Origin of the sequence: Paenibacillus sp. USDA918EY, assembly GCF_009870825.1 — a bacterium.
GTDB classification, from domain to species: domain Bacteria; phylum Bacillota; class Bacilli; order Paenibacillales; family Paenibacillaceae; genus Paenibacillus_AQ; species Paenibacillus_AQ albilobatus.
The window spans coordinates 337,575-364,292 of the sequence record NZ_WTWY01000003.1 but is presented as its reverse complement, the minus strand read 5'-3'; the positions used below and the strand labels follow the sequence as shown (position 1 = coordinate 364,292).

Annotated in this window: 18 protein-coding genes; 11 read left to right on the top strand and 7 right to left on the bottom strand. The window is 54.8% G+C overall.

The genetic code is table 11. The features are described 5' to 3' along the window. Window positions 1-352 precede the first annotated feature (352 nt). Window positions 353-2,419, top strand: a complete 2,067-nt coding sequence (locus GQY55_RS09400; protein ID WP_160040516.1) for a HelD family protein — start codon at window positions 353-355, stop codon at window positions 2,417-2,419. A gap of 233 nt (window positions 2,420-2,652) precedes the next feature. After that, on the top strand, window positions 2,653-5,061 hold the full coding sequence (locus GQY55_RS09395) for a penicillin acylase family protein (RefSeq protein ID WP_160040513.1): 2,409 nt from the start codon (window positions 2,653-2,655) through the stop codon (window positions 5,059-5,061). Between the two features lie 413 nt (window positions 5,062-5,474). On the opposite strand, the gene GQY55_RS31280 is transcribed toward GQY55_RS09395, so the two are convergent. The 6 genes from GQY55_RS31280 to GQY55_RS09370 all read right to left on the bottom strand — a co-directional run bounded on the left by GQY55_RS31280 (window position 5,475) and on the right by GQY55_RS09370 (window position 12,591). Further along, window positions 5,475-6,191: a rhamnogalacturonan acetylesterase gene (locus tag GQY55_RS31280; RefSeq protein ID WP_236575511.1), complete on the bottom strand. Its 717-nt coding sequence runs from the start codon at window positions 6,189-6,191 to the stop codon at window positions 5,475-5,477. Next, on the bottom strand, window positions 6,181-6,957 hold the full coding sequence (locus tag GQY55_RS31275; RefSeq protein WP_236575510.1) for an alpha/beta hydrolase: 777 nt from the start codon (window positions 6,955-6,957) through the stop codon (window positions 6,181-6,183). The genes GQY55_RS31280 and GQY55_RS31275 overlap by 11 nt, the downstream gene beginning before the upstream one ends. A gap of 13 nt (window positions 6,958-6,970) precedes the next feature. Continuing rightward, window positions 6,971-8,380, bottom strand: coding sequence for a glucuronate isomerase (gene uxaC / locus GQY55_RS09385; protein WP_160040510.1), 1,410 nt, complete (start codon window positions 8,378-8,380; stop codon window positions 6,971-6,973). Between the two features lie 224 nt (window positions 8,381-8,604). Then, window positions 8,605-10,092, bottom strand: coding sequence for a UxaA family hydrolase (locus tag GQY55_RS09380; protein WP_160040507.1), 1,488 nt, complete (start codon window positions 10,090-10,092; stop codon window positions 8,605-8,607). A 10-nt stretch (window positions 10,093-10,102) separates the two neighbouring features. Further along, entirely contained in the window at window positions 10,103-11,551 is a 1,449-nt protein-coding gene (locus tag GQY55_RS09375) for a tagaturonate reductase (protein ID WP_328803732.1), read from the bottom strand. Window positions 11,552-11,595: 44 nt separating this feature from the next. After that, a complete protein-coding gene (locus GQY55_RS09370; protein WP_160040501.1) occupies window positions 11,596-12,591 on the bottom strand; it encodes a LacI family DNA-binding transcriptional regulator in 996 nt (331 codons plus the stop codon). Window positions 12,592-12,753: 162 nt separating this feature from the next. On the opposite strand from GQY55_RS09370, the gene GQY55_RS09365 reads away from it, so the two are divergent. After that, complete coding sequence (locus GQY55_RS09365; protein ID WP_160040498.1) at window positions 12,754-14,997, top strand: helix-turn-helix domain-containing protein; 2,244 nt, start codon at window positions 12,754-12,756, stop codon at window positions 14,995-14,997. Between the two features lie 80 nt (window positions 14,998-15,077). Here GQY55_RS09365 and GQY55_RS09360 read toward each other — a convergent pair whose 3' ends face one another. Further along, window positions 15,078-15,962: a carbohydrate ABC transporter permease gene (locus tag GQY55_RS09360; protein WP_160040495.1), complete on the bottom strand. Its 885-nt coding sequence runs from the start codon at window positions 15,960-15,962 to the stop codon at window positions 15,078-15,080. Window positions 15,963-16,254: 292 nt separating this feature from the next. On the opposite strand from GQY55_RS09360, the gene GQY55_RS09355 reads away from it, so the two are divergent. From GQY55_RS09355 to GQY55_RS09320, 8 genes are all read left to right on the top strand, one after another. Beyond that, on the top strand, window positions 16,255-17,223 hold the full coding sequence (locus GQY55_RS09355; protein ID WP_442953609.1) for an ABC transporter permease: 969 nt from the start codon (window positions 16,255-16,257) through the stop codon (window positions 17,221-17,223). A 47-nt stretch (window positions 17,224-17,270) separates the two neighbouring features. Beyond that, window positions 17,271-18,788, top strand: a complete 1,518-nt coding sequence (locus tag GQY55_RS09350; RefSeq protein ID WP_160040492.1) for an extracellular solute-binding protein — start codon at window positions 17,271-17,273, stop codon at window positions 18,786-18,788. A gap of 156 nt (window positions 18,789-18,944) precedes the next feature. After that, window positions 18,945-20,063, top strand: coding sequence for a glycoside hydrolase family 88/105 protein (locus tag GQY55_RS09345; protein ID WP_160040489.1), 1,119 nt, complete (start codon window positions 18,945-18,947; stop codon window positions 20,061-20,063). Window positions 20,064-20,130: 67 nt separating this feature from the next. Beyond that, window positions 20,131-21,501, top strand: coding sequence for a glycoside hydrolase family 28 protein (locus tag GQY55_RS09340; RefSeq protein ID WP_160040788.1), 1,371 nt, complete (start codon window positions 20,131-20,133; stop codon window positions 21,499-21,501). 79 nt (window positions 21,502-21,580) lie between these two features. Continuing rightward, entirely contained in the window at window positions 21,581-22,579 is a 999-nt protein-coding gene (locus GQY55_RS09335; protein ID WP_160040486.1) for a pectinesterase family protein, read from the top strand. Next, window positions 22,552-24,138 (top strand): glycoside hydrolase family 43 protein, encoded by a 1,587-nt coding sequence (locus GQY55_RS09330; protein WP_160040483.1) that lies wholly within the window; start codon window positions 22,552-22,554, stop codon window positions 24,136-24,138. Before GQY55_RS09335 ends, GQY55_RS09330 begins: the two co-directional genes overlap by 28 nt. Before the next feature lie 372 nt (window positions 24,139-24,510). Continuing rightward, window positions 24,511-25,338 carry a C40 family peptidase gene (locus GQY55_RS09325; RefSeq protein ID WP_160040481.1) on the top strand — a complete coding sequence of 276 codons (828 nt, stop codon included), beginning with the start codon at window positions 24,511-24,513 and terminating at the stop codon, window positions 25,336-25,338. Window positions 25,339-25,753: 415 nt separating this feature from the next. After that, window positions 25,754-26,716, top strand: a complete 963-nt coding sequence (locus GQY55_RS09320) for an ABC transporter permease (RefSeq protein WP_160040478.1) — start codon at window positions 25,754-25,756, stop codon at window positions 26,714-26,716. The last annotated feature ends 2 nt before the right edge of the window (window positions 26,717-26,718 follow it).

Below are 26,718 nucleotides of genomic sequence, written 5' to 3'. Positions count from 1 at the left end.
AAAATCCGGAGACAGCTATGCTTCGAAGCCATTCCGCTTCCCTCCGCTAACTCACTTCACTTTTTTGAACTAAATATATATAGAAGCAAGCATTTCAAAACCCTGGCAGCAAAGCTCCTCGTCGCTGCCGGGGTTTTGTGTGTATAGGGGGGAAAGCCGCCTAAGCAAGCAAAAAAACCAGATCTGCCGGCAAAAGCAGTCTGGTTTTATATGTAATATTCGACATATTTCGTACGCCTATTTTTGGACCCACGATAAAAATATAATACTACAGCGGAAAGAATAAGTCTATATTTTTTTTCGTTTTTCCCTATACTTAAATTCATTCTTAAGATGAGGAGAGGCGATACCGATGTTATACGAAAGCGAAGCGGCGGAACGGGAACATTTGCAGGACATTGTCAAAAAGCTGCGAACCGCGCTGCAGGCCATGGAGGACAAAGTGTCGGATTCGTACCGGGACATCATCGAAGCCAAAAAATATCTCTGGGTGAATATGGCCCAGCTGGACCCGGCGGAACGCGCGGCAAACCGGGTGGACATCTCGTTATCGATCGATGCGGGGGAAAAAGCCGCCGCCAAGCGGCAGCGGATCGGCAAGCTGGTCAGCTCGCCTTATTTCGGCCGGGTGGACTTCAAGGCTTGGGATCGGCCGGAAGCCGACGCCTGTTACATCGGCGTGCACGCGTTCAGCGAAGAGGAAAGCCAGCGCAACCTGATTTACGACTGGCGTTCGCCGATTGCGAGCCTGTTTTATGATTTTCAAGTCGGCAAAGCCCACTATGAAGCCCCGATGGGCAAAGTGAAAGGCGAAATGACGGCGAAAAGACAGTATAAAATCAAAGACGGCGTCATGGACTACATGATCGAAAGCTCGATGAACATTAACGACGACGTGCTGCAAAAAGAGCTCAGCGGCAGCTCGGACGAAAAAATGAAAAACATCGTGGCAACGATCCAGCAGGAGCAAAACCGGATCATCCGCAACGAAACGGCAGGCGAGATGATTATTCAAGGGGTGGCGGGCTCCGGCAAAACGTCGGTCGCCTTGCACTCTGTCGCCTATCTTTTGTACCGGTTTAAAGATACGCTGACGTCCAGCAATGTGCTGATCATTTCGCCCAATAAGGCGTTTTCCGATTATATTTCGAACGTGCTGCCCGAACTCGGGGAAGAAATGATTCTCGAAGCGAGCATGGAGGAATTCGCTGCACAGGAGCTTGGGAACCTCTGCCGATTTCAGACGTTTTATGAACAGTCGGCGGCTTTGCTGGAGGAGCGGGACGAGGCATTTGCCGAGCGGATCCGGTTCAAAGCGCGGTTGGATTTGATTGGAGAGCTGGAAACGTATTTAAAACATGCGGAGACGCATTTTTTCGAGGCGGAGGATATTGTTTTGGAGCGAACGGTTATCCCCAAAGAAGCTGTTTTGGACAGCTACCAAGCCGCGACGGGAATGCCTCTTCAGCAGCGGCTGGCCAAAGCGGCGGCAATCATCGGCGGGCAAAGCCGGACCGAGGACGGGGAGCGACTGGCACCGGATGCGGTCAGACGAATCAAAGCGGCCGTCAAAAAAATGTTCAAAATCCCCAACCTGCTAAACCTGTACAAGGAATTTTACAATCATATCGGCAGACCGGAGATGTACAAGCCGCTTGGGAAAAAATGGATCGAGTTTGCGGATGTTTTTCCGCTCATTTATTTGAAGCTGCTGGTGGAGGGGGCGGAACCGGTGCAGCTCGTAAAGCATCTCTTGGTGGATGAAATGCAGGATTACACCCCTGTACAGTACGCCGTGCTGGCCCAACGTTTTCCGTGCAAAAAGACGATTCTCGGCGACGCCACCCAATCGGTGAACCCGTATTCGTCGACATCGCTTGCCGACATCAAAGCGGTGTTTCCCCGGGCGGAAACGATGGAACTGTTAAAAAGCTACCGCTCCACGCTGGAAATCACGAATTTTGCGCTGCGGATCAAGCCGAATCGCCGGCTGCTTCCCATCGAGCGGCATGGGGAACGGCCGGAGGTGTTAAGGTATGAAAACATGGAGGAAGAAATCGGCGGGATCCGCGAATTATGCCGGCAATTTTTGAATTCGAAGCTTCATTCCCTCGGGATCGTGTGCAAAACCAAAGCGCAGGCGGAACAGATCGCTCAGGCGATCGCAGACCTGCAAACGGACGTGCATTTGCTGGACTTCAGCAGCGCCGCTTTTCATGAAGGCATCACGGTGACTTTTGCCCATATGGCCAAGGGACTCGAGTTCGACCAGGTCATCGTCCCGTTCGCGGACCGTGAAAACTATCGATCGGAAATGGACCGGAGTCTGCTGTACGTGGCCTGCACGAGGGCGATGCACCGGCTGCGCCTGACGTACACGGGGGAGATCGCTCCTTTTTTGGAGCAAGCAGGCGAATAACGGCATAAAACAGAAAGATGCCGCATGTCCCCGGAATCACCGGCGGGCATGCGGTTTTTACATCCACGGAAAAGCATCATTACGGAGCCGATAAAGTACAGGGTTCAGCGTTCGAAAAATGACGGCAGGTTCGGAATGAAAAGCATGGAAGACCGTCTTGAATGAAAGCGCTTCACGACCTATAATGGATTGGAATCCAAATATAACCAAATAATGTCTGGGGGGAGTCCTGCATGAAGCTTTTGGCCGCAGTGACCGTTCCGAGCGTGAAACGGCGCAAAAAACGCTGGCCGCGCGCGGTCGGAATCGTCGCTCTCGCGATCGTGCTTTTGATTGCCTGCGCAGGGGGATACGCCTATTGGCTCATGAACAAAAGTTTGCCCGTCATCAAAGGTGAACTCCAAATTTCCGGATTGGAAAAGCCGGTGACCGTATGGAGGGACGAATCGGGCGTGCCGCATATCGAGGCGGACAACGAACATGATCTTTACGTCGCCCAAGGGTTTGTGACCGCGCAGGATCGCATGTTTCAGATGGACTTGAGCCGAAGGCAGGCTTCCGGACAGTTAAGCGAAGTCATCGGGGAGAAAGCGCTGGACCGGGATAAATTTTTCCGGACCTTCGGGCTGTGGCGTGCGGCGGAGGTTTCGCTCGATGCCTATTCGGAAGAATCGAAAAAAGTTCTGGAATGGTACGCGGATGGCGTGAACCAATACATAAAACAAGCGAAACAATCCCATTCGCTGCCGGTCGAATTTACGATTTTGGGTTATGAACCCGCGGAATGGCAGCCTGTCGATTCCTTGACGATCGGAAAATATATGGCCTATGATCTTGCAGGCAGTTGGGAAGGGCAGGCGTTCCGGTACGCGATGGCGCAGCAGCTCTCTCCCGCAAAATTCGAGTCGTTGATGCCGACGTACCCGAAAGACGGGGCGACCATTATCCAGGCATTAAAGGATCATCCGGTGGATTTGACGGCACTCGCTGCGGCGGCGGTTACGCCCGATCCGTTTAACGGCAGCAACAATTGGGTCGTATCCGGCGACAAGTCGGCATCCGGCAAACCGATGCTGGCCAATGACCCGCATTTGGGCCTGGCAACGCCTGCGATTTGGTATGAAACTCACCTCAAAGCGCCGGCTCTTAATGTGAGCGGGGTCATTTTTGCGGGCGTGCCGGGGATCATTCTCGGACATAACGAGCATATCGCATGGGGTGTGACCAATTTGGGTCCGGATGTGCAGGACCTGTACATCGAAAAGCGAAACCCTGACAACCCGCAGCAATTCGAATACCAAGGAAAATGGGAAGACGCCAAAATATATCAGGAAGAAATTAAAGTCAAAGGCGAAGCGGCGGTGCCTTATGAGGTCGTCGTCACCCGGCACGGACCGGTCATTTCCGAGTTCGCCGAAGATCAGCAGCAGGACACGGCGCTGGCGATGCGCTGGACTGCGCTGGAGGCGACGACGGAGCTCGAAGCCATTCAGATGTTCGCCAAAGCGGCGACTTGGGACGAATTCAAAAAAGCGTTGGAGCACTTCGACGCGCCTGCGCAAAATTTCGTGTTTGCGTCTGAAGACGGGACGATCGCGTACCGGGCCAACGGGCGGATTCCGATCCGCAAAAACGGAGACGGTTCCGTTCCGGTGCCGGGGTGGACGGACGAATACGAATGGGAAGGGTATATTCCATGGGATGAACTTCCGACAACGGTAAATCCCTCGGAAGGGTTTATTGCGACGGCAAACAATAAAGTCATCGGCAACGGTTATCCCCACCATATTACCGATACGTGGGCTCAGCCTTACCGGGAAAAGCGCATCCAGCAGGTGCTGGCCGCCAAAGATAAGCTGACCGTGGAGGATTTGCAGAAGCTGCAGTTCGACCGCCACAATCTTCAAGCGGAAGAGTTTCTGGACGGACTGACCGGGGTTGTGAAAAACGCCGCCGATTTGCGTCCGATGGACAAGGAAGCGTTGGCGCTGCTGGAGTCTTGGAACAAAGTGAACGACCCGGATCAAGCCGCGCCCCTCATTTACGAGCTGTGGATCCAGAAATTCGACGACGTGGTATTCAAGCCCGAGATCGGCGACGACCTGATGAAGCTTTTTAACAACAAATCCACCGTCAAGGATGAAATGCTGCGAAAAACGCTGCACGGCGAACAGGAACCGTGGATCGACGAAAAAGGAGGCATCGGCAAGACGGCGCTGCAGGCGTTCCAGCTGGCAGTGGATCAGGCGGTCTCCCTTCAGGGCAAAAATCCGGCGAAGTGGCGGTGGGGCAAGTTCCATCAAGTCGATTTTGCCCATCCCCTTGGAGCGGTAAAGCCGCTGAATCTCATTTTTAACGCAAAACCCGTTGCCATGGGCGGGGGCCGCGTTACCGTCGGGGCGGCCGGCTGGAATTCCGCAACCGGGGAAGTGGATCATGGCGCTGCCTGGCGGACGGTCATCGACCTTTCCGACCCGATGCAGTCGGTTAACGTGGTCGGACCGGGACAATCGGGGCATCTGCTAAGCAAGTGGTACCATAATCAGATAGGCGATTGGACCACCGGGAATTATCACGTCACCAGCATCGATCCGGCGGTTTACCGCCAAGCCGGAAACGAGCTGAAACTCATTCCGGAGTGAACTATATAGGTCATTGTAAGCAGCCCGGAAGGGCTGCTTTTTGGGCGTCTTAATAAAAGCGGGGATACGAAAAAAGAAAACCGAATCATCGTAGTTTGCAACGATTCCATATCATCTTCAACGCTTCCGACAAGAAACAATGGCGAAACGACAATTTCCCCGGAAATAATTCGAAGCATTCGATCCTTTTTTTGTTGAAACATAAGAAATGTCCATCGACGTACATTGAAAGTAGGCAGAACGAGGTTAGCAGATATTTTTCTTGAGTTATAAAGAAGGGAGGCTCCGAAATTTATAGTTTCTTATATCATAAAGAAAGAGGGTTCCTTTAGGCCGATTTACCTACGGAGAAACCCTCTTTTCCGTTACCATATGTGTAAATATCTTACTTCTATTATGTGAACACTTTCACGTTATACCTCTAAATCGCCGACTCGATCCAAACCTACGCAATACCGATGAAAGCTCGAGAGCGAGTCGGAACACGCAATCGCGTCAGCCACGAGTTTCGCGATTTGACGCGCCCCTTCCTCCGAAAAATGGGTATCGTCCGCGACTCCTTCGGGGTAGTTGGGATGCTGATTGGCGGGCAGGTGCAAAAACAAAGTTGTGGATGCTTCCGGTCCCAAATCGCGGTATAAAAGCTGGGACGCGGCAAAAATGTCAAGCAGCGGCGTCCCGGTTGCCGCCGCAACTTCCCTCATCGCAGCCGGATAGGGACCGACCGCGAGCGGATCGGGAAGGCCATCGGCGGTAAAACGCCGACGGCTGACGGAGGTAAGCAAAACCGGCGTCGCTCCCCGGTCCCGGGTAGATTCGATGAAATGTCGCAAATTGCTGCGGTATTCCGTATCGGGATCGGTATAGCGTAAAGGGTCTTCCTTTTTTTCGTCGTTATGGCCGAACTGGATCAGCACGGCATCGCCCGCCCGAAGATCCTGCTCGATGGCCGCCCAGCGGCCTTCGTCAAGAAAAGATTTGGTGCTGCGGCCGTTGACGGCGCGGTTGTCGATCACGAGCGGCGGCTTCAAGAAACGGCCAAGGTATTCCCCCCAGCCGGCCATCGGCTTTTGGGAGGGATCCTTGGCCGCCGCCGTTGAATCGCCGGCGATAAACAGTTTAGGCGCCATTCGGCTCATCTCCCTTAACAAAATGATGCCGCTGCAGCCACTTTTGGCAGCATTCGACCCACTGGCGGCAATGGGGATGATCCTCCGCCAGCCCGAGACCGTGGCGTCCGTCCTCGAACACATGCAGTTCAAAAGGAACGCCGGCTTTGGACAAAGCCGCGGCAAAACGCAGGCTGTTCTCCACCGGCACGGCCGCGTCATTCGCCGTCGTCCATAGGAAGGTTGGCGGCGTATCGGCGGTTACCCGGGTGTCGGAGGAGTTTCTTTGAACCGTTTCGGGGGCAGGATCGGCTCCCAAAAACCGCTGGCGGCTTCCCTGATGCGTGTACGGCTCCTCGAACGTGATGACCGGGTACGACAGGATCAGAAGATCCGGTTTGGACGAAGCGGTCGTAGCCGTGATCGAAGCCAAATGTCCTCCTGCGGAAAAACCGATCATGCCGATTTTATCCGGGGTTACACGAAATGGTTTGGCCGTGTTCCGGGCCCAGTCGATCGCCTCAGCGACGTCCCGTATTAATGAAGCCGGATTAATCGGCTCCAGCTGATAGTGAAGCACACCGGCATGCATGCCAAGAGCGTTGAACCACTTCGCGATCGTTTCGCCTTCGTGCTGGGCCAGATGCTGGTAGCCGCCGCCAGGGAGGACGAGCATAAACGGAAGCTCAAGGCCGGATGCTTCTTCAACCGGATAGAGCCAAAGAGAGGAGCCCGGAGACGTTTGGGTCTCCGCTGCTCCTTCGAGATGATGGCGAATGTGCAGCATGGCTGAATCCTCCTTATTCGGCGGCCACTGCGGCCGGGAATCCGAAATACGCCGCGGCATTATGATAGGCGATATCTTCGACCATCTGCCCAAGCAGCGCCATGTCGTCCGGCGCCTCGCCGCGCTCCGTCCACTCGCCGATCAGCTCGCACAATACCCGGCGGAAATATTCGTGGCGCGTATACGACAGGAAGCTGCGGGAATCCGTCAGCATGCCGACGAAACGGGAAAGCAGGCTGTTGTCGGCAAACATCGTCAGCTGATGGCGCATGCCGCTGCGCGTATCGTTGTACCACCAACCGGAGCCGAGCTGCATTTTGCCCGGCGTATCTTTTTGGTAGCAGCCCATCAGCGCGAGCAGGGACGGATAATCGTTCGGATTGAGCGAATACAGGATCGTTTTCGGCAGCCCCTGTGCGCTTTCGGCCCGGTCGAGAAGGCGGGACAGCGATTCGGTGAGCGGCAGATCGTTTAAGCCGTCGTATCCGGTGTCCGGCCCGAGACGCTTGAACATGAGTGTGTTGTTGTTGCGATACGCGTGAATATGCAGCTGCATCGTCCAATTTTTTTCATGATACATGCCGATCAATGCCGACAGGAGCTCGGTCCGGTACACGGTTATTTCGGCTTGGCTAAGCTCCGATCCGGCCAGCCGCTTGGCGAAAATGCTTTCCACGGCCGCAGCGTCGCCGGCTTCGTAGCGCAGCACGTCAAGCGCATGGTCGGAAAGGCGGCAGCCTTGCTCATGGAAAAAGTCCACGCGCTGCTTCAGCGCTTCCACAAGCGCACCATAAGACCGAACCTGCACGCCCGCCGCCTGCTCCAAACGCTGAAGCCAGTCGATAAAGCCGGGCGCGTCGATGTTCAGCGCCTTATCCGGTCGGAATGCAGGCAGCACCTGGAAGTCCTGTTCCTCTTTTTTCAGCAGTTGGTGATATTCCAGGGAATCGGCCGGGTCGTCTGTCGTACATACGATTTTGACGTTCGAATTTTTGATGATGCTGCGGCGCTTAAACGCCGGGGTAGCCAGCTGACGGTTCACTTCCTCCCAAATCCGCGGCGCCGATTCTTCGTTCAGCAGCTCATCGATGCCGAAAAAGCGGCGAAGCTCCAGATGGGTCCAGCTGTACAGCGGGTTGCCCACCGTTTTGGGCACGGTGACGGCCCAGGCCATAAACTTGTCGTAATCCGGGGCATCCCCCGTAATATGCGATTCGGGAATGCCGTTGGCGCGCATCAGCCGCCATTTGTAGTGGTCGCCGGAAAGCCAGGCTTCGGTCAGGTTGCGGAACGGCTTGTTTTCGTAAATTTCCTTCGGGTCGAGGTGGCAGTGGTAATCGATGATCGGCATCGATTTGGCATGTTGATGGAACAGCGTGCGTGCGGTTTCGGTCGTCAGCAAAAAGTTATCGTTTAAAAACATGATAGCGCATCTCCTTTATGTAGATGTGATGGAAACATCGGAATTCCCCCCGAAGCATCGGCTTCACTTTGTGGGGTGTCTTTGTTTTTCCGGGGTCCCCGCAAAGTAATCGGAATAAGCTTCGAAGCATCGGCTTCACTTTGTGGGGTGTCTTTGTTTTTCCGGGGTCCCCGTAAAGTAATCGGAATAAGCTTCGAAGCATTAACTTCACTTTACGGGGTGTCTTATAGCGTGACGCCGGTTTTGAAAATAGCCAGCTCGCGCACGTCGTTTTGCTCGTTTCGGGTTTTGCGGCCGCTGGCGACATCAATGACATATGCGATAAATTCCTCCAATATGTCGGCCATCGGGACGTTCAGCAGCGGCCCGGCGTTAAAGTCCATCCAATGGCCTTTTTTGGCGAACAGCTCGTTGTTGGTGGCGATTTTCACGGTCGGCACAAAGCTGCCGAACGGCGTGCCGCGCCCGGTCGTAAACAGCACGAGATGGCAGTCCGAAGCCGCCAGTGCCGAGGAGGCGACAAGGTCGTTGCCCGGCGCCTGCAGCAGGCTCAAGCCTTTCTTCCTGAGCTTTTCGCCGTATTGCAGCACGTCGGCGACGGGCGCCGTCCCGGCCTTTTGCGTGCAGCCCAGCGATTTATCCTCGAGCGTGCTGATGCCTCCCGCTTTGTTGCCGGGGGAAGGGTTTTCGTATACGGGTTCTCCGTACGACAAAAAATACTGTTTGAAATTTTGGATGAGTTCGACGATGGATCGATAAACCTCTTCGTTTTGCGCACGGGCCATCAGCATTTTTTCGGCGCCGAACATTTCGGGCACCTCGGTCAATACCGTCGATCCGCCTTGGGAGATCAGAAAATCGGAAAAAGCTCCGAGCAGCGGGTTGGCCGTAATGCCCGAAAAGCCGTCGGAGCCCCCGCATTTCAAGCCTACGTTCAATTCGCCGATCGGCACCGGCACGCGGCGGTCCGTTTTTGCGGCCTCGTACAGCTCTTCCAGCAGCTCAAGCCCGGCTTCGACCTCGTCGCCGACCTCCTGCGCCACCAGAAATTTGACGCGTTCCCCGTCATAATCGCCGAGCAGGCTGCGGAATTCGGCCACGATGTTGTTTTCGCATCCCAGTCCGAACACGAGGACGCCTCCGGCGTTCGGATGTTTGACCGCGTCCAGCAAAATGCTGCGGGTTTGCCGGTGGTCGTCGCCAAGCTGGGAGCAGCCGTAGGGATGCTTGAGGATGGTGACGTTGTCGAACGGACCCAAATCGGGATGCATCGCCTTGAACTCCTGCAGCATCTGCTCGGCGATGCCGTTTACGCAGCCGACCGTCGGAACGATAAACAGATCGTTACGGATGCCGACGCTGCCGTTTTTGCGGCGATATCCCTGAAAGGTCAGCCCGCGCTGCGGAAAGGTGACCGGGTTCAGATCCGGCACGTATTCGTATTCCTCCTCGGCGGTCAGATTCGTCGCGATGTTATGGGTATGGACCCATTCGCCGGGTTCGATGGCAGCGGTGGCATGGCCGATCGGATAACCGTATTTCGTAATCATCGCTCCCGGTTCGAAACGGTCCAGGGCGATTTTATGGCCTTGGGGAATGTCCGAAAAGGCGGTCAGCGGCCGGTCCAAGCCGATGATCGGTTCGCCGGCGGCAATCGGGCGGAGGGCGACGGCAACCGTGTCCCGCGGGTTCAATTTTAGCCATTGTTTCATAGGGATCCTCCTATACCAGTTGTTGTAACGCTGCACGGCTGCCGGCACGCTCCAATTCGCGGATAAGCTCCGTTATGGCCGGAACGAGGTCCGGGATGCGCGTCAAATCTTCTCCCCATAAGCTTTTGTTCTTCAAGATGTTTTCGGCAAAGGCTTCAGGCCGGCTCCACGCCTCGTCAAAAGCGGCCGCGACCTCCGGCAGGTCCTGGCGCGGTATGCGGTCGTCCCGGTAACTCAGCAAGAGTGCGGCAAAAGAAAGCGTCAAAAGCGGAGGAAGCGTTCCGTTCTTATGCCGGTACTTGCTCAGGATCGGCAGCAGGCGCGTTTTGAACTTGGCGATGCTGTTGAGCGATATGGACGCCAGTTCATGCCGGATAAACGGATTGCGGAACCGCTCCCGGATATCTTCGCCGTAGGCTAACACTTCGGGAAGCGGCAGGTCGAGCATGGGGGAGATTTCGCGTTCCATCAGCTCCCGCACGAACCGGGAAAAACATTCGTCCCGCATGACTTCTTCAACCGTTTCCAGTCCGGCAAGCCGCCCCAGCGGCACCATCGCCGTATGCGGACCGTTCAGCAGATGGACCTTGCGCTCGCGGTAAGGCGTCATGTCGCCGGTAAAGACGACGTTCAGCCCCGCTCGGTCAAGCGGCAGCTTATTGACTAACCAATCCGGGCCTTCGATGACCCACAGCAGATAAGGTTCGGAGGTAACCATAAGTTCGTCCTTGTAGCCGAGCTCATTCCCGAGTTCTTCCGCTTTGCTGCGCGGATACCCGGGAACGATGCGGTCCACCAGGCTGCAGCAAAAGGTATTTTCCTCTTCCAGCCACTTCATGAAACCGTCGCCGAGCCGCCACTCCCGCGCATACCGCTGCACGATCCGCTTCAGCTGCTCGCCGTTGCGGTCGACAAGCTCGCAAGGGATGATGACGAATCCTGTTTTGCCAAGCGTATAACGCCTAAACAGCAAGGCCGCCAATTTCCCCGGAAAGCTGAGGGGCGGCGCGTCCCCGGCCCGGTCCGCGGCGTCATAGGCGATTCCGGCTTCGGTCGTATTCGAGGTGATGAATTCCAAGGCGTCGTTTTCGGCCAAAGCGAGGAAATCTTCAAATTGCGTATACGGATTGACGACGCGGCTGACGCTAGCGACGATCTCCCGGGAATCGACGGTTTGCCCTTGGTAAATGCCGTTTTGCAGCACGGTAAAAAGCCCGTCCTGCTTGTTGATTGCTTCGGCTTGCCCGTTTCGGGTCGGCTGCACGACGATTGCGCTGCCTTGAAAAAGGCCCTGGCGGTTCATCTGCTGCAGCTGCCAGTCGACAAAAGCGCGCATGAAATTGCCTGCGCCAAACTGAATGACGCGTTCGGGATATGCCGGCAGATCCGGAAAAAGCCTTCTGGAAAGCTGTTCCGCCATGAAAATCATCTCCTGGTTCATGATGTTTTGTTTATGCACACGTTAACATTTTGGTTAAAAAAGAATGGCTTCTGATGAAGATGTTATACAGAAGCCACGCTTTGACGCACCACCAGCGACGTTTTGACGAAAATCCGCTCGGGTTCGGCGCCGGGATGATCCATCAGTTCGATCAGTTTCGTCGTGCCGAGCTTGCTGATTTCGGCAACGGGCCGGTGGATCGTCGTCAGCGCCGGGTTCGTGTAGCGGGAGAAGACGATGTTGTCGAAGCCGATGAGCGACATTCGCTCCGGAACCGGAATTCCGTTGGCGTAACAAGCGTTCATCGCCCCGATCGCCATGTCGTCGTTGGCGCAAAAAACGATGGAAGGGGGATCCGGAAGGGAGAGCAGCAAAGCCATCGCCTCATACCCGCTTTCGATGCCGTAGTCGCCCGACGCGAAATACTCGGGGACTAATGGCAGCCGGTTGGCAATCAGGCTGTCGATGAATCCCTGTTTGCGTTCCGCCGCGGATTTGAAGCCCGCTTTTCCCTCGATGATCGCAAATTTCCGGTGCCCCTGCGCCGCGGCGTAATCGATCGCTTCCTTGACGCCTTCGCGGTCGCCCGCAACGACGTTCATAATGCTGGGGTCCTCCAGCTGCCGGTTCAGCACGACAAGCGGGATGCCCATTTTTTTGACGTGATAAATGAAGGCGTTGTCCGCATCGCTTTGGCTCATGACGAGGATGCCGTCGAAGCGCTGCGGCAAAATGGCGTCAAAATGTTTGATGCCGTCGATGCCGTGCACGGTCAGATTGTAGTTCTCGTCCAGGACATGGTGGATGCCTTTCATGGCGTCGACGAGAAAGCTGGCGGATGTTCCCTGTTCGATGCTCGAAAAAAACAATCCGATCGTGTACGACTTTTTCATCACGAGGCTTTTGGCGCTGTAGTTGGGTATGTAGTTCATTTCGGCGGCGATTTTTTCGATTTTGTCGCGGGTTTCCTTTTTAATGAGGGAACTTCCGTTCAGCGCCCTGGAAACGGTGGTGTGGGAAACGCCCGCGACACGCGCAATATCTTTTATCGTTATCATTGGAACCTCATGTCATTTCTATTGTTCACGCTTTCAGTTTAAGTTCTACAAATTGGGAAGTCAAGGGAAATCCAAGAAATTGCACACGTGAAAAATCGTTTGTCAATATCATGATGTAAACGCTATAATTGGAACTAAAGACGCAGGTAAAGGAGCATTTCGATGAAAAAAGGCCGCATGTTTTACAAAACCTTCATACCGATTCTGGTGCTTGGCGTCGGGCTTGTCGTCAGCTTCGGAGCCTATATATACGTAAATACGACGCATTCGGTCGTGGACAGGGTCTCGAGCAGCAAGCAAAGCTTCATCTCCCAAACGAAAAATTCCTTGGAGCAAAAAATCCAAACGATCGAATACGCCTTTAATACATACAGCACGACCAGCTCATTCGAATCCGTCGTCAAAAACCCGATCACGGAAAAGGATTTCGAGGCGTACCGGAACGTCAACACGCAGCTGAACTATATTGCCACGATGGGGCTGGACGGCACCGAATATTCGCTGATCAGCCTGGTGCAGAATTGGAAAATTTCCAACGGCAAACTGACCTCTTTAACGGAGAAGGACCGCAAGGCGCTCTACGACGCTTACATTAACGGCAAGGACCGGGGACTCTTTTGGATGAAGACGGATAACGGCATCCGCTTCGTCAATACGCTGCCCGCCTTTTCGACCAAAAAGCAGGCGATCGCTTTGTCCGACATTTCGCTCGCCACCTTGGACAATACGCTGAAAACCGAAGAGAACACGCCGATCATCATTCTGAACAAGCAGGGCGAGCTGATGTATGAGACAGGTCCCGAAGACAAGCGGCTGACGAAGGAGCAGCTTGCGGACATCGTGGAATCCGTCGGCACGGAGCACCGCACCGGGATCGTTACGGTACCGAACGCGAGCACCGGACCCGTCAAAGCGATATACGCCCGATCGACGTACAACAACTGGATTTACGTAACGCTGCTCGACCAGAAGGAAATTTCCACGGCGCTGAAGACGACCAAGTTCGGCCTGATCATGATGGGCCTGGTCATTACCGTATTTATCGTTATCATCGCATACATGATCGCCGTGTATTTCAACAAGCCGCTGCAGCAAATCCAGCGGAGCCTGCCCAAACCTCCGCATTCGTCCTTCAAAAACGAAGTCGAATGGATTTTGCATTCCATCAACCGGATCGTTACCGAAAAAGAAAATCTGGAAAACCTGATCGAAGCCGAAATGCCGCAGCTGGAGACGCAGCTGATCCTCAACCTGTTCCGCAACAGGGTTACGCCGGAAGAGCTGGAGCGGATCATGCCTCGTTTCGGATACGAACCGATCGAAGATCCGCGCTACGTCACGATGCTGATCCAACTGGACAGCTACGGAGGCCGGGAAGCGGCGGACAAAGATTTGCTGCTGCTGGCCATCAACAAAATGGTCGAAGAAATCGTGCCGAAGGAATCGAGGCTTTTGCCGATCATGTTGAACGACAAAACGCAAGCGACGATTCTGGCGTTTAACGGAACCGGCGAGCAGGAGATCCGGAAGCAGGTGCTGGATTACGCCAAAACGATCATGAAAGCGGTCCGCGAATATTTGAAGGTGTCGGTCAGCTTCGGCATCAGCCAAACGTACGGGCGGCTGTGGGAAAGCAAGGAAGCGTGCGAGATGAGCAAGCAGGCGCTGCATCATCGCCTCAACCTCGGCAAGGAATCGATCATTTTCTACGAAGACATGGCCATGCTTGTGTCGGGACCGGCGCTGCTTCATTATCCGTCGGAGCTGGAATCCCAATTGTTCGACGCGATCCGGCTGGGCGACGAAGAGCAGGTTCCCCGTTACCTGTATCCGCTGCTGGCGGAAATGATGAAAAAAAACAAACAATCGATGAACTTCGAAGTGGCGCTCGTGCGATTCGTGAACAACCTGATCCAGCTGGAGCAGCTGCTGGGCGTCGAGGTGCTGATGACGCAGGACAATCACGCGCTGTACCACCGCCTGCTCGACATTCGGAATCCGGAAGAAATCGAACGCATTTTGGTGCAGGAAGTCATTTTGCCGATGGTCAAAAGCATGAAGGAAAAAACGAACCGGCAGTTCCGTTCCTTGTCCGAAAAAATCGCCGCCATCGTCCGGGCCGAATACGACCAGGAATTGTCCCTCGAGTGGATCGCCGACCGGCTTCATTACAACCCGAACTATCTGAGCAGCATTTTCAAAAAGGAATTCGGCATGACGTTCAGCGAATATTTGATGAATTACCGGCTCGAAATGGCCAAAAAATGGCTGGTGGAGACGGACATGACGATCAAGGACATCGCCGAGCGGCTGCAGTACCACAATTCCCAAAACTTCATCCGTTCGTTCCGCAAAAAAGAACATGTCACCCCCGGGTCGTACCGCAAGCTGAAGCAGGCGCAATAATTCGGGCGTAAGCGAAGAAGTCTTGTTTTCACGCATCTCCAACGCTGCGGGGAAAGCAAGACTTCGTTTTTAAGACGGGGTTATCCTTTGACCGAGCCGAGCAGCGCGCCTTTGACGAAATGTTTTTGCACGAACGGATAAGCGATCAGCATCGGCACCGTCGCGATCACGATGACGGCCATTTTGATCGTCTGCGCGGGAGGAATGACGTCGACGGACGTGCTTTCCGCCTGCATGCCGCTTGAAACGATGACGATCTGCCGCAGCAGCACCTGGATCGGCCATTTGACGGAATCGGTAATGTACAGGATGGCGTTCATGTACGTATTCCAGTATGCCACGCCGTAAAAGAGCGAAATGGTGGCGATGGAGGGCAGCGCCAGCGGAAGCATGATTTTAAAGAACACCCCGAAGTCGTTGCAGCCGTCCATTTTGGCCGATTCCTCCAGGCTGTCCGGCAGCGCCTGAAAGAAGTTCCGCATGATGATCAGGTTGAAGGCGTTGATTGCGACCGGCAGAATGAGCGACCAGTAGGAATCGATCAGCCCAAGGCTTTTGACGACGAGGAACGTCGGAATCATGCCCCCGCTGAACAGCATCGAAAACACGACGATAAAGTTGATCGCATTTCTTCCATATAAATATTTGCGTGACAGGCCGTACGCCATCAGCGCGGTCAGGGCCATGCTCACCAGCGTGCCGACGAGGGTCACGCCGATCGATACGGCCAAGCTTTTAAAAATGGTCGGCGTCGACAGGATGTAACGGTAGGCATCCAAAGAGAACGTGGTCGGGAACAAAATGAACTTTTTGGCCACCACTTCCTGCGTCGATGCAAACGAACTGGCGATCACGTTCACGAAAGGCAGCAGGCAGGCAAGCGCGATCAAAATCAATAACGTGCTGTTTACAACCGTAAATGCGATGCTGCCTGCGGATTCTTTTTTTCTAAGGGATCGTGCCATAAGTTTGTCCTCCTTGTAGTCGGTTTCATGGACACTGTACCAAGACGGAAGAGTTACGTATATAATCAAATGCTAAGATGCTGATGCGGGCGTCAAACCGCGGGCAAATTCGGCCGGACGGGCCGTATAATCATTATGTTGCATCGTGATCATCAGATGAGATGGAGCGGCGGGAAAAGGCGTCGTTACGCGGTTTTGCAACCGCTGTCATGAAATGATTATGTACGGAATGCCGAAAAGATCCTAAGCTGAACAACGTAGACGTCAACACGCTGACAAGGAGGTCGACTCGGTGAAGGATTCAAGTACCGCCGCAGTGAACATGAACATGGCAACCGCAAAAAAGGAGCGGCCCGCGCGAATGCGCCTGGAAAGCCTGAAACGCAACAAACTGCTGTACCTTATGATTTTGCCCGGCGTGCTTTACTTCATTATTTTCAAATATTTGCCGATGGGCGGTCTGGTGATCGCGTTCCAGGACTATCAGCCCTACCAAGGCATCGCGGGCAGCCCGTGGGTCGGATGGAAGCATTTTATCCGTTTGTTTACGGAGCCGACGTTTTTCATGCTGCTGAGCAACACGCTGATTTTGTTTGCGCTGAACATCCTCATCTTTTTTCCGCTGCCGATCCTTTTGGCGCTCATGCTGAACGAAGTCCGGCACAAGCTGTTCAAAAACGCGGTTCAAACGATCATTTACATTCCGCATTTTATGTCGTGGGTCATCATCGTCTCCATTACGTATGTGTTCCTCACGGTAGACGGAGGAGTGTTCAACGAAATGCTCGCCGCGCTCGGGCTGCCGAAAATCAGCTTCCTGACCTCTCCCGAATGGCTGCGGACCGTATACATCGGACAAGTCATTTGGAAGGAGCTCGGCTGGTCCACCATCATTTATTTGGCCGCAATCACCGTCGTGGACACCCAACTGTACGAGGCCGCTGAAATGGACGGCGCGGGCAGGCTGCGCAAAACATGGCATGTGACGCTGCCGGCCATCCGTCCGGTCATCATTACGCTTCTGATTTTAAAAATCGGCAGCACGCTCGATCTGGGCTTTGAACATATGTACTTGCTGCTTAATTCCCTCAACCGCGAGGTCGCCGAAATTTTCGACACCTACATTTACACCGCCGGTCTGAAAAACGGCCAGCTCAGCTTCAGCACCACCGTAGGCCTTTTCAAAGGGCTCGTAGGGCTGATCCTGGTGATGCTGTCCAACCGGCTCGCCAAAAAATTCGGGGAAGACGGCGTCTATTAAGCAAGCGGATGAGATCCACTCTATCTTTTTACAAAGGGGAAATGAAGATGAGAAAGATGGTCAAAACCATGGCTGCGCTTGCGATTTGCTCCACGCTGGTGCTGACGGCATGCGGCGAAAAGACGAAAACGGGGGGAACGACGACCGGCAGCGGCGCCGACCCGAACGCAAAAACCACCATTACCTGGCTCAACATACTGCATACGGCGTCGCCTCCGACGGATACGATCATCAAGAAGATCGAAGAAAAAACGAACGCGGAGGTCAAGTTCTCCTGGATTCCGGACGCTTCCAAGGAAGAGCGCATCAATACGTCGCTTGCTTCGGACTCTTTGGCGGATATCGTTACCCTGACCATTCTTGACAACTCTTCCGTCCGCAATGCGCTCAAATCGGGCGTGTTCTGGGAGGTGGAGCCGTATCTCAACGAGTTCCCGAACCTGGCCAAAATTTCGGAGGATACGCGCAGATCCGCTTCCATCGCCGGCAAATTGTACGGCATCCCGTTCCAGAAGGACTTGGCCCGCAACGGCGTCGTCATTCGCAAGGATTGGCTGGACAAGGTCGGCCTGCCCGTGCCGAAAACGATGGATGAGCTGATGGAGGTCGCCAAAGCGTTTACCGAAAAAGATCCGGACGGCAACGGCAAAAAAGACACGACCGGCTTTATGGACCGCAGCGATCTTGTTTACGGCGCCTTCAAAACGCTGGGCTCCTACATGGGCGTCCCGAACTATTGGAAAGTAAGCGAAGACGGCAAAATGACGCCGGAGTTCGATACCGAGGAATACGTCAAAACGATGGATTACATGAAAAAGCTGTACGATAACGGCTACATCAACCAGGACTTTGCCGTGACGGCGAAAACCGACCAGCAGCAAAAATTCGCGCAGGGCAAAGCCGGCATTTACGTGGGAGCCCTCTTCGACAGCAAAAACCTGAAAAACATGGCCAAAGGCGTTCAGGACAACATGGAGCTCGTGCTGGTCAACAACATTACGCCGACCGGCAGCGAATCCGAGCGCCATATTTGGGCCGGAAACAACGGCATCGGCGGCCTGCTGGCCTTCCCGAAATCCGAAGTGAAGGACGAAGCGGAGCTGAAGCGGGTGCTGAAATTCGTCAACGATTTGATGGATGACGATACGTACGCGCTGATGACGTACGGCATCAAGGACGTTCACTACAAAGTGGACGAAAACGATGCGGCCACGATCATCAACCAGGATTTGTGGCAGCAGGAAGTGCAGCCATTCGCGTCTTCCCGTCCGAACGAAACCGGTTATAAAATCCACGATTCCGATCCGCTGAAGGCCGAATCCGACAAGCTGATCAAGGAAAACGCGAACTACGCGGTGCTGAACCCTGCTTATTCGCTGGAATCGGAAACCTTCTCCACGCAGGGCTCCGAGCTGCAGAAAATCATTACCGACGCGACTTACAAATACATTCTTGGCAAAATCGACCTGAACGGCTTTAAGGACGCGGTCGAGAACTGGAAAAAATCCGGCGGCAGCAAAATCATTTCCGAATACGAAGCCGCTTACCAAGAAGCGAAAAAATAATGGCTAACGGTTTTCAATCCTTAACGATCCGTAACCGTAGCGGCTGCTTGGCATTCATCGTCTAATTTCAGTATGGAGCAATATAACCCATATCAAAAATAAGGCCCTATCCGCCTAACCCGGGGTTAGGGCCTGTTTATTCCGCAGGAGGTCATCATGGAACAGGCAAACTGGGCCGGGCGAACGGCCGAATCCATCATGGAGCGCACCCCGAAACTGTATGAGGACAAAGGATATCACGGCAAATGGTCTTATGATTACGGCGTGGTGCTGAAAGGCTTCGAGCTGCTCTGGCGGCAAACCGGAGAACGCGCGTACTTTCAGTACATTCGGGACAACATGGACGCATTTATTCAGGAAGACGGCATGATCCGGGGGTACCGCCTCGACGAATATAACATCGATCATATCAATAACGGGAAGCTGCTGTTCGTGCTGTATGCCGAAACGAAGCAGGATAAATACAAAAAAGCGGCGGAGCTGCTCGGAACGCAGCTGCAGACGCATCCGCGCACATCCGAGGGAGCGTTCTGGCACAAGCAAATTTATCCTTATCAAATCTGGCTCGACGGTTTGTACATGGGCTCCCCGTTTTATCTCGAATATTTGCTCACGTTTGAGGACGGGAAAGGCATCGGCGACGTCACGAAGCAGTTTATCCTGTGCGAGCGGCATACGAAGGATGACAAGACGGGGCTTTTGTTCCATGCATGGGACGAAAAAAGGGAGCAGCCTTGGTGCGATCCCGAAACCGGGCTGTCCGCCAACTTCTGGGGCCGTTCCCTCGGCTGGTTTGTGATGGCGCTGGTTGATGTGCTGGCCATTTTGCCCAAGCAGCATGCCGATTACGACGAGATTGTCCGCATCCTGAACGATACGTTGGCGGCCATCCGCCAATTCCAGGACGCCGAAAGCGGCGTCTGGTATCAGGTGGTGGATCAGGGAGCCCGGAAGGGCAATTATTTGGAGGCTTCCGCTTCCAGCATGTTCACCTATGCGATGGCCAAAGGAATCCGTCTGGGCGCGCTGGACGAAAGCTGGCGGGGAACGCTCGATCAAGCGTATCGCGGGCTGATTTCCGAATTCGTGCTGGAAACGAAGGAAGGCTGGGTCAATCTGAACAAAAACTGCCAGGTTGCCGGACTCGGCGGCGCCGACAAACGGGACGGCACGTACGCCTATTACATCAGCGAGCCGATCGTAACGAACGATCAAAAAGGGCTGGGCGCTTTTTTGCAGGCGTGCGCCGAATATGAAGCGCTGCCCCGCCCATAAGGAATTGCGGGCGTCGGCCCCGATGATTATGGTTGGCCGGAGTTCAACTTAACGGAGAGGAGCTGGCATCCCAGTGCATAACATTATCGATTACGGCGCGCGCCGCAACAGTCCCGAACCTTCCACGGAAGCGATCCATGCCGCCATCGCGGCGGCAAGCGAAGCCGGCGGCGGCACCGTATACGTCCCGGCGGGAACCTTTCGGACGGGAGCGATTTTTTTAAAGGACCATATCGAGCTGCGGCTGAGCCCGGGGGCGGTGCTTTCCTTTACGACGGATCCCGGCGATTATCCTGCCGTGGAATCCCGCTGGGAAGGCGTTCAGCGTCCGGTTCACGCCTCCTGCATTTTCGGCAAAGACGTCGTCAACGTGTCGATTACCGGCAGCGGGACGCTTGAGGGCAACGGCCAGGCGTGGTGGGATTTGTTTCGCAACCGGAGGCAAGAACTGAAGTATCCGCGGCCTAAGCTGATCAGCCTCGACGGCTGCTCCCGGGTCACCGTCAAGGACGTGACGCTGCGGAATTCCCCGAGCTGGACGATCAACCCGATCCGCTGCAACGACGTGACGATCGACAACGTCTCGATCTGGAACCCGGCCGATTCGCCGAACACCGACGGCATCGACCCGGAATCCTGCAGCAACGTGCGCATCAGCAACTGCCATATCGACGTCGGGGACGACTGCATCGCCATCAAGTCCGGAACCGAGGACACGAAAGAACGCGTTCCGTGCGAAAACATTGCGATCACCAATTGCACGATGATCCACGGCCATGGTGGCGTGGTGATGGGAAGCGAAATGAGCGGGGACATTCGGAACGTGACCATCGCGAACTGCATCTTCAAGCAAACCGACCGCGGCATCCGGCTCAAGTCGAGACGGGGCCGCGGAGGAACCGTGGAAGATGTACGGGTCAGCAATATCGTGATGGAGGACGTGATTTGCCCGTTTATTATGAACCTGTATTATTTTTGCGGCCCGCGCGGCAAAGACAAATACGTATGGGATAAACGCCCGTACCCGGTAACGGAGGAGACGCCGACGTTCCGGCGGATTCATTTTGCCAACGTTACGGCCCGGAACGTCCATGCGGCGGCCGGCTTTTTGTACGGACTCGCCGAGCGGTACGTTGCCGAGGTGACGTTTGCGGACATCGACATTTCGATGGCCGAACGGGCCGTTCCGGGTAAACCGGCGATGATGGCCGGGATCGAGGACATGAATAACCGGGGGTTTTACCTCGGTAACGTGCGGGACGTACGGTTCCGCCACGTCACGATCGAAAATCACGAGGGACCTGCGTTTTATATCGAAAACGGGGAAGACGTCGAGGTGGTGGACTGCCGCTCGCGAAACACGCGCAAGCCGGAAAAGCTGGTGGAGCAGGTTACGGCGGCTCCGCCGGTGGAAGAGCTTAGCGAGACGGAAGCGTAGAACCTTAAGGGGGGTTGCCGAAGGGTTGGATATCGACGGCTGAATTCGATTGAAGAGGGCGAAGAAAGGACGGCCATGCATGCTGGTTGGAAAGGAAAGCTTTTGCGACTATCATACGATCGGGGAAGCGGCGGACGCCCTGGAACGGCTGCCCAATGAGCAGCCGGAAACGCTGTACATCATGTCCGGCGTTTATGAAGAGGCCGTTCGCATCTACCGCTCGAATTTGCGCATCGTCGGCATCGGGCGCGTGGAGATCACGAGAAGCCGTTACGCGAAACAAAAGGACGAGAAGGGGGAGGAAATCGGAACCTTTGCGACGCCGACCTTGTTTTTGGGAGGCAGGCGGCTGATGCTGGAAAACCTCACCGTGACCAATGCGGCGGGGCAGGGGGACGACATCGGGCAGGCGGTTGCGGTATCCGCGTATTGCGACGAAGCGGTTTTTCGCTGCTGCACCTTCAAGGGTCATCAGGACACGCTTTTTACCGGTCCGCTGCCCCCGGCGACCAAGCAGGGAGGTTCGTTTGGCGGAATCCCGGTTCGGGAGCATCATGACCGCTGCCGCCAGCTGTACCGGTACTGCCGGATCGAAGGCACCGTCGATTTTATTTTCGGCGGAGCGACCGCTTATTTCGAGCAGTGCGAGATTCGCAGCTTGCGGCATGCGAAGCGGGGGAGCGGGTATGTGACGGCGGCTTCGACGCCGCCGGGAGCGGAACACGGTTACGTGTTCCGGGATTGCCTGTTGACGGCGGAGCAGGGCGTTTCGGACGTTTATTTGGGCCGTCCCTGGCGGGAACATGCCAAAACGGATTTCGTCGGCTGCAAGCTGGGCGGGCATATCGTTCCCGCAGGTTGGCATAACTGGGACAATCCCGCCAACGAAACGAAGGTCCGTTACCGGGAATTCGGCGTTTCCGGCGCCCTAGCGCTGCGGGAGCGGCGGGTTCCATGGGCGCTTTGCACCGATTCGCTTGATGCGGCTCCGGCTAAACAAGACGTGTTCCAAGGCACGGATTTCTGGATTCAGGGAGGAGAGAACGGAACATGGCAGCGACGACGGAAAGAGGCGTGATCCAAAACCCGATTTTGAAAGGATTTAATCCGGACCCGTGCATATTGCGCGTGGAGGACATGTATTACATCGTGGTGTCTTCGTTCGAATGGCTTCCGGGGCTAAGGGTGTACCGGTCCCGGGATTTGGCCTCCTGGGAGCATTTCACCGATCTGCTGACGGACCAGGTCGATTTGCGGGGCAACCCGAAAAACTGCAGCATATGGGCGCCGCAGCTCAGCTATTGCGACGGTCTTTTTTACCTGGTGTACACCGACGTCAAAAGCACGAAACGCCCGTTTAAGGATGCGCATAATTATTTGATCACCGCGGAGTCCCTTGAAGGGCCGTGGTCCGAACCGGTGTATCTGAACAGCAGCGGCTTCGACCCGTCTTTGTTCCATGACGAGGACGGGCGCAAATGGCTGCTGAACGCCTTGTGGGATTACCGCATTCCGGAAGGCAACAAATCGAGCGGCATCGTCATTCAGGAATACGATCCGGCAAAGGGAAGGCTCGTCGGAAAGCCGCATAAGCTGTTCGATTGCACGTGGCTGAAAAAGACGGAGGCTCCCCATATTTACAAACGGGGCGGATATTATTACCTGATAACGGCCGAAGGCGGAACGGGCTCCGGTCATGCGGTGACGGTGGCGCGCTCGAAGGAGCTGCTCGGCGCCTACGAAGTCGATCCGCGCAATCCGATGCTGACCTCGCGCGGGCGGCCGGAGCTTGCGCTCCAATGCGCGGGACATGGCAGCCTGGTGCAAACGCCGCAAGGCGAATGGTACATGGCCCATCTTTGCACGCGTCCGGTTGAGGGCCAATACGCCATTTTGGGGCGGGAAACGGCGCTGCAGAGCGTGTATTGGGATGACGAAGGCTGGCTGCGCCTGACCGGCGGCGGCAGCGACCCGCGCACGGAGGTGCCTGCGCCGCTCGGCATGGAGAGGGCAAAGCAGGCGAAACGGCATATTTTCGAAGACGCATTCGACGGCGAGCGGCTGGACAAAACGTGGAACACGCTGCGGATTTTGGCGGATGAAAGCTGGTGCTCCCTGCGCGAGCGCCCCGGTTTCCTGCGGATCCGCGCCGGCGAGTCGCCGCAAAGCCTGTTTCGCCAGCATATGGTGGCGATCCGGCAGACGGACGTCCGTTTCCTTGCCGAAACCGCGTTTGAGTTTGCGCCTGAAAGTTATTTACAAATGGCGGGGCTGCTGCTGTACCTGAACGAAGACAATTATTTGTACGCTTATGCCACCCACGAAGAAGGACAGGGCAAGGTGCTGCGGATGATGCGCTGCGCGGCGGACGAATTTACGCTGCTTCCGGTCGTCGTTCCGGCAGGGAACGGGGAACCGGTCCATCTGTCCGTCGCTGTGGACGGTACAACAGCGCGGTTCTATTACCGCGCCGGAAACGGGGAGGAGTGGCGGCCGCTGCATGAGACGATCGACATCGGCTTTTTGAGCGGAGGTTTTACCGGCAATTTTATAGCCGTCGCCGTTCACGACATGCAGCGGTTTGAGGGCATCCATGCCGATTTTGCCTGCTTCCGCTACGAAGGAAAAGACGAATAAAACCGCGCTAACCGCCACTTGCGGACATGCGCCATGGAAACGGCGTTTGCGATCGCGTATCGCGCGCCGTTTTTTTGTATATTCAAGGGGTTCCCGCCACTAATGTCTCAATAGATGCGCTGCTTTATTGGTTACAACTTTGAAGGATATTTAATTTCAAATCCTTATTATTCCTTATAAACCATTTTTAAGGATTAAAAAGGACAAAAGACCTATATTTAACCATAATTTGGAGAGTTTTATTGTGAAATATTGACCATGTCTCCTCACCCGAGCTTTGACATAATGGGGGACAGCACAAGAAATACGCTGCCTGAGGCAGAATTATATCCTAAATGTTACAAAGATGTAATTTTTCAAGGAGGAAACAACATGATCAACATCAAGAAAAGTATACTCGGCTTTCTTGCGGCATCGGCGGCGCTATCGGCAGCCTTCATTCTTCCGTCCCCGTCCCATGCGGCTGCGGCGACGGCTTCGGTTCAATCGGCAGCAAAGCTTCAGACAGGCTTGATTCAAGCCTCGGTCCGATTAAGGGACAAGCCCTCCCTGTCCAGCCAGGTGCTCGGTTACTTGAAGCGCGGGGAGCAGGTAACGATTTTGGCCCAGAGCACGCCTTATTACTACAAAGTGAAAACGTCGTCCGGCAAGGTCGGATACATCAGCGCCTCCAGCCAATACATCAAAGAGAGCGCGGGATCGGCAGGATCGTCGAAGCCATCCCAAAACGAGCCTGCGCCGAAGCCATCCCAAAACGCGTCCACAGCGATCGAAAAGGTCATCCAAACGGGCATGAAATACTTGGGTACGCCGTATGAATTCGGCTCCGACCGGAATACGACGACGACCTTCGATTGCTCGGATTTTATCCGCCAAATTTTCAAGGAAGGAGCCGGTTTGGTGCTTCCGGCCGATTCCCGCAAGCAGGGAACCTGGATTCAAGACAACAGCACGCCGGTCTATGACGTGAGCGGACTGAAGCGCGGCGATATCCTCTTTTTCATGAGCTACAAGGGTTCCAGCAGCGCCGCGTACCAAGGCATCAACAAATCCAAAGAGCGGATCACGCATGTCGCGTTGTACCTGGGGGACGGCAAACTCCTTCATACCTATTCGCAAAAAGCGGGAGGCGTCGTCGTGACGGATTTTACAAATTCGTGGAAATACCGCTTTTTATACGGCGGCAGCGCATTGAAATAAAAAACAAGCCCGAACCGACACGCCGGAAACGGCGTGTTTTTTGCTTCGGGACAAGCGATTGTCGCTGCCGCGTCAATGAAATACCCGACATCTCGTTGTAAGCGTATACATGGCGTTTTTGATGTCAGCTTTAAACAAGGCGCCGCAGGGGTTGTCCGCCGATTGTCATTTTTGCGGTGCGGGCGTTAAATAGGCGACAATCGCAGCAAAAATGACATATTTGCGATTGGCCGTACATGTTTTGGCATGGTTTTCATTCAGGATTGTAGCCGCTTTCAGGCGTCTGCAAAAATGGCATATTTACGGTTTCCCCGCGGTCGGATATCTTTTGGGTTGTAAGCGCTGTCAGCGTGCCGGTGGCCAAACCCGGGCGCTGCGGCCGGCAAGAACGTTCAGTGGATGAGGGAGTGGTTCTATGCAGGATACGAAAACCGCCATTCCGCTAGGATCGGCGCCGAAACCGAAAAAAACCGGCAAAGGCGTCTGGAAAAGGGTAGTTCAGAACTGGGAGCTTTACATCTTTATAGCGCCGGCGTTTCTGTACTTTCTCATTTTCTCCTACGGACCGATGTATGGCATTCAAATCGCGTTCAAAAACTTCATTCCTACCAAAGGAATCACGGGCAGCCCGTGGGTCGGCTTCGACCATTTCACTCGCTTTTTTCATTCTTATTATTTCTGGGACTTGTTATGGAACACGCTGAGCATCAGCTTGTACGAACTCGCCGTCGGATTTCCGATCCCGATCATTCTGGCGCTGGCGTTTAACGAAGTCCGGAACGGCTTCTTTAAAAAGCTTGCCCAGACGGTCACGTATGCGCCTCACTTCATTTCCGTCGTGGTCATGGCCGGGATGATCATTTCGTTCCTGTCCCCGTCGACTGGGATCGTGACGCACATCATCGAAGGGTTCGGGTTCAAATCGCCGGACTTTTTGACGGATCCGAGATGGTTCAAAACGATGTACGTGCTATCCGGCGTATGGCAAAGCGCGGGCTGGGGGACGATCATTTACCTCGCGGCGCTTTCGGGCGTGGATCCGGGACTTCACGAAGCGGCGATCATCGACGGAGCCTCGCGGTTCCAGCGCATTCGCCACATTAATATTCCGACGCTGGTGCCGACGATGACGATCCTGCTGATTCTCAATATGGGAAGTTTGCTCGGGGTCGGCTTCGAAAAAATATTGCTGCTGCAAAACCCGTTAAATATGAGTTCTTCCGACGTCATTTCAACGTTCGTCTACCGCTCGGGGCTCGTGGATGCCCAGTACAGCTTTTCGACGGCGATCGGTTTGTTCAATTCCGTGATCAACTGCGTGCTGCTGATCGTCGTGAATCAAATCGTACGGCGGACGAGCGAAAACAGCTTGTGGTAAAA

Excerpts from the sequence above, each read along its gene's own strand:
- GQY55_RS31275 (WP_236575510.1), bottom strand. The coding sequence starts at position 6,957 with ATGCTGCACATTCGCCATCATCTCGAAGGAGCAGCGGAGACCCAAACG.
- GQY55_RS09360 (WP_160040495.1), bottom strand. The coding sequence starts at position 15,962 with ATGGCACGATCCCTTAGAAAAAAAGAATCCGCAGGCAGCATCGCATTT.
- GQY55_RS09330 (WP_160040483.1), top strand. The coding sequence starts at position 22,552 with ATGGCAGCGACGACGGAAAGAGGCGTGATCCAAAACCCGATTTTGAAA.
- GQY55_RS09320 (WP_160040478.1), top strand. The coding sequence starts at position 25,754 with ATGCAGGATACGAAAACCGCCATTCCGCTAGGATCGGCGCCGAAACCG.
- GQY55_RS09365 (WP_160040498.1), top strand. The coding sequence starts at position 12,754 with ATGAAAAAAGGCCGCATGTTTTACAAAACCTTCATACCGATTCTGGTG.
- GQY55_RS09350 (WP_160040492.1), top strand. The coding sequence starts at position 17,271 with ATGAGAAAGATGGTCAAAACCATGGCTGCGCTTGCGATTTGCTCCACG.
- GQY55_RS09325 (WP_160040481.1), top strand. The coding sequence starts at position 24,511 with ATGATCAACATCAAGAAAAGTATACTCGGCTTTCTTGCGGCATCGGCG.
- uxaC (WP_160040510.1), bottom strand. The coding sequence starts at position 8,380 with ATGTTTTTAAACGATAACTTTTTGCTGACGACCGAAACCGCACGCACG.
- GQY55_RS09335 (WP_160040486.1), top strand. The coding sequence starts at position 21,581 with ATGCTGGTTGGAAAGGAAAGCTTTTGCGACTATCATACGATCGGGGAA.
- GQY55_RS09395 (WP_160040513.1), top strand. The coding sequence starts at position 2,653 with ATGAAGCTTTTGGCCGCAGTGACCGTTCCGAGCGTGAAACGGCGCAAA.
- GQY55_RS09380 (WP_160040507.1), bottom strand. The coding sequence starts at position 10,092 with ATGAAACAATGGCTAAAATTGAACCCGCGGGACACGGTTGCCGTCGCC.
- GQY55_RS09370 (WP_160040501.1), bottom strand. The coding sequence starts at position 12,591 with ATGATAACGATAAAAGATATTGCGCGTGTCGCGGGCGTTTCCCACACC.
- GQY55_RS31280 (WP_236575511.1), bottom strand. The coding sequence starts at position 6,191 with ATGGCGCCTAAACTGTTTATCGCCGGCGATTCAACGGCGGCGGCCAAG.
- GQY55_RS09345 (WP_160040489.1), top strand. The coding sequence starts at position 18,945 with ATGGAACAGGCAAACTGGGCCGGGCGAACGGCCGAATCCATCATGGAG.
- GQY55_RS09400 (WP_160040516.1), top strand. The coding sequence starts at position 353 with ATGTTATACGAAAGCGAAGCGGCGGAACGGGAACATTTGCAGGACATT.